Raw genomic sequence first — 2,617 nt, 5'->3', positions numbered from 1 at the left:
GGGTGAGCTACGATGAGCCGAAAATCCTCTCTTCTCAATTAACCCAATTCTGTCTCATGGGCGCTGATGTCGGACACTCCTGCACCACGTGCTGCGCACACAGGGTCCACTGCGGACAGTCTGGCTATGGGTCGCCGCGACGGCGACGGGCTTCGGTATCTGGGCCACCCATTTCATTGCAATGCTCGCGTTCTCTCCGTCCATGACGACTGGGTACAATATTACGCTCACGGCGGTCTCGCTTGCTGTTGCGATCCTGCTGACGCGCCTTGGTCTTCCGGTTGCATTGAGCGCGGTTTGGTCCGCGCGCTGGCTGGGCGGTGCGGTTGTCGGCGGCGGCATTGCTGTGATGCACTATACCGGCATGGCCGCATTCGAAATCGCCGGCCGCGTCGAATGGGATCCGGCCTTGGTCCTAGCATCGATCGTTCTGGGGACGCTGATCGGCGCATTCGCCCTGGCCGTTGGTCTGCGTCAGCGCACGAAGAGGGCAGTGGCTGGTGGAACGCTATTGTTGACCCTTGCCATCGTCAGCCACCATTTCACCGCCATGGGCGCAGCCGCGATCGTTCCCGATCCTCTATATGAAGTCTCGCCGCTGGCTATTCCAACGGGCTGGTTGGCTGTGCTGGTTTCGATAGCGGCGTTTACGATCTTGCTCCTGACCTTCGCGGCACTCGCGCTCGACATTCGCGACCGCCGGCTTGCCGATCGGGAATCGGAGCGTATGCGCGGACTTGCCAATGCAGCGTTCGAAGGTTTGCTGGTTTGCCGGCAGGGCATTGTCGTTTCAGCCAATGCCAGCTTCGAGGCTCTCGTCGATTGCACGGAGGAACAGGTGATCGGCGCCGACCTGGCGGCTCTGCTGCCCGAAGGAGCCGCCCGTCGGAAACTCGTCGATAAGTCGAACAGCGCGTTCGAAACGCGGCTTCTCGCCGCGAATGGAACCATGATCGAAGTCGAGGTGGTTTCACGGCCAATCGATTTTGCGAGTGAACCTCACACCGCAATCGCCATCAGGGATTTGCGCGCCCGCAAGAAGGCAGAAAACAACATCCATTTCCTCGCCCATCATGATTCCCTGACGGGCCTCGCCAACCGCAACAACTTCAATAGCGAACTAGACGAGCAGATCACTGCTCACCAGCCAAATGGGCGGTTGAGTGGTTTACATCTTGCGGTCCTTTGCCTCGACCTCGACCGCTTCAAGGAGGTAAACGACCTGTTCGGACATGCAGCCGGCGACAAGCTCCTGCAGAAGGTGGCACAATGCGCAACGAAGGTTCTGCGCAAGGGCCAGCTAATGGCAAGGCTCGGCGGCGACGAGTTCGCCATTATCGCACCCGGCCTCAGCAACCCCATGCAGGCTGGCAGAATAGCAGAGAGCGTGCTTGACGCATTACGGAGCGAAAACGAAAGTGCTCCGCCACGGACGGCCTGATTTCGACGAGCATCGGCATTGCTCTATTCCCAGCGGACGCGGCTGATCGGACGTCGCTCATGAGCCATGCTGATACCGCGCTCTATCGCGCGAAGGCTGATGGCAGGGGCATCTACAGGTTTTTCGAGAGCACCATGGGCGAGCAGGTTCGTGAGCGCCGCCGTATCGAGCATGACCTTCGCCATGCGATCGCGCGCGGTGATGAACTCTCGCTTGTCTACCAGCCGCAGGCCCGCACCGTCGACAACAAGGTCGTGAGCTTCGAGGCGTTGTTGCGCTGGCACAATCGAGCCCGCGGCATCATCGGACCGGATGTATTCATTCCCATCGCGGAGGACTGCGGTCTCATCCTACCGATCGGCGAATGGGTACTGCGCGAAGCGTGCCGGGAAGCGGCTGGCTGGGCGCATCCGCTCGGCATCGCGGTCAATGTTTCGTCGGTCCAGCTTCACAGCGCCCATTTTGCGCAACTGGTACATGAAGTCCTTCTCCAGACCGGCCTTGCACCTGCTCGCCTCGAACTGGAAATCACTGAGACCACCCTCATTCGTGACTTCAACCGCGCCCTCGCAACACTGCGGCAGTTGAAAACCCTCGGCGTGCGGATTGCCATGGATGATTTCGGAACCGGCTACTCCTCGCTTTCCAACCTGCGAGCTTTTCCCTTCGACAAGATCAAGATCGACGCCTCGTTTATCCGCTCGGTTGACGGAAACGGACAGGCGGCAACAATCGTGAGGGCGGTTCTCGGCCTCGGTCGAGGCCTAGAGCTGCCAGTCCTCGCCGAAGGCGTGGAAACGGCGGAAGAACTCGCCTTCCTCAGCGCCGAGGAATGCCAGGAGGTACAGGGCTATTTCGTTGGCAGACCGAAACCGATCGCCGAATTCCGCCAGCACACCGGACCAGCGACCATTCGAGACACGAAGGTCGAACTAGAGAAATTCCGCTGAAATCCGGTTCACTGGAATTGCTTTAAACTCTTGTTTTCCCCACATTATACGACGCCGAAGCGATGTCGCTTCGGCTGGAGACGCTCTAGCTGTGGAAATAGCGATCGGCTTCTAGGTGTTTGATCCGGTAATCCCCCCGCAAAACAACAGGCTTCAAAAGTAGAATTTTCTCGGCAAGATGATCGAGGAGATTTTGATGAAGACGAGCAGATTTAGCGAACCGCAA

Annotated in this window: 2 protein-coding genes and 1 pseudogene; all 3 read left to right on the top strand. The window is 58.9% G+C overall.

The genetic code is table 11. The features are described 5' to 3' along the window. Nucleotides 1-88 precede the first annotated feature (88 nt). The 3 genes and pseudogenes from ACT6VE_RS34730 (at nucleotide 89) to ACT6VE_RS34720 (ending at nucleotide 2,391) form a co-directional block, all read left to right on the top strand. Nucleotides 89-1,441, top strand: a complete 1,353-nt coding sequence (locus ACT6VE_RS34730; RefSeq protein ID WP_444802645.1) for an MHYT domain-containing protein — start codon at nucleotides 89-91, stop codon at nucleotides 1,439-1,441. Next, a pseudogene (locus ACT6VE_RS34725) lies at nucleotides 1,399-1,491 on the top strand (hypothetical protein); the annotation flags it as partial. The gene ACT6VE_RS34730 and the pseudogene ACT6VE_RS34725, both read left to right, overlap by 43 nt. A 9-nt stretch (nucleotides 1,492-1,500) precedes the next feature. Continuing rightward, the gene (locus ACT6VE_RS34720; RefSeq protein ID WP_444802644.1) at nucleotides 1,501-2,391 is read left to right on the top strand and encodes a putative bifunctional diguanylate cyclase/phosphodiesterase; all 891 of its coding nucleotides are present in this window, start codon (nucleotides 1,501-1,503) and stop codon (nucleotides 2,389-2,391) included. Nucleotides 2,392-2,617: the final 226 nt, after the last annotated feature.

This window comes from Shinella sp. (genome assembly GCF_052438155.1).
Taxonomy (GTDB): domain Bacteria; phylum Pseudomonadota; class Alphaproteobacteria; order Rhizobiales; family Rhizobiaceae; genus Shinella.
The sequence above is the reverse complement of the archived record's forward strand: the minus strand, read 5'-3'. Positions and strand labels throughout refer to the sequence as shown.

What these genes read in the sequence shown, in the direction of transcription:
- ACT6VE_RS34720 (WP_444802644.1), top strand. Translation starts at nt 1,501, where the DNA reads ATGAGCCATGCTGATACCGCGCTCTATCGCGCGAAGGCTGATGGCAGG.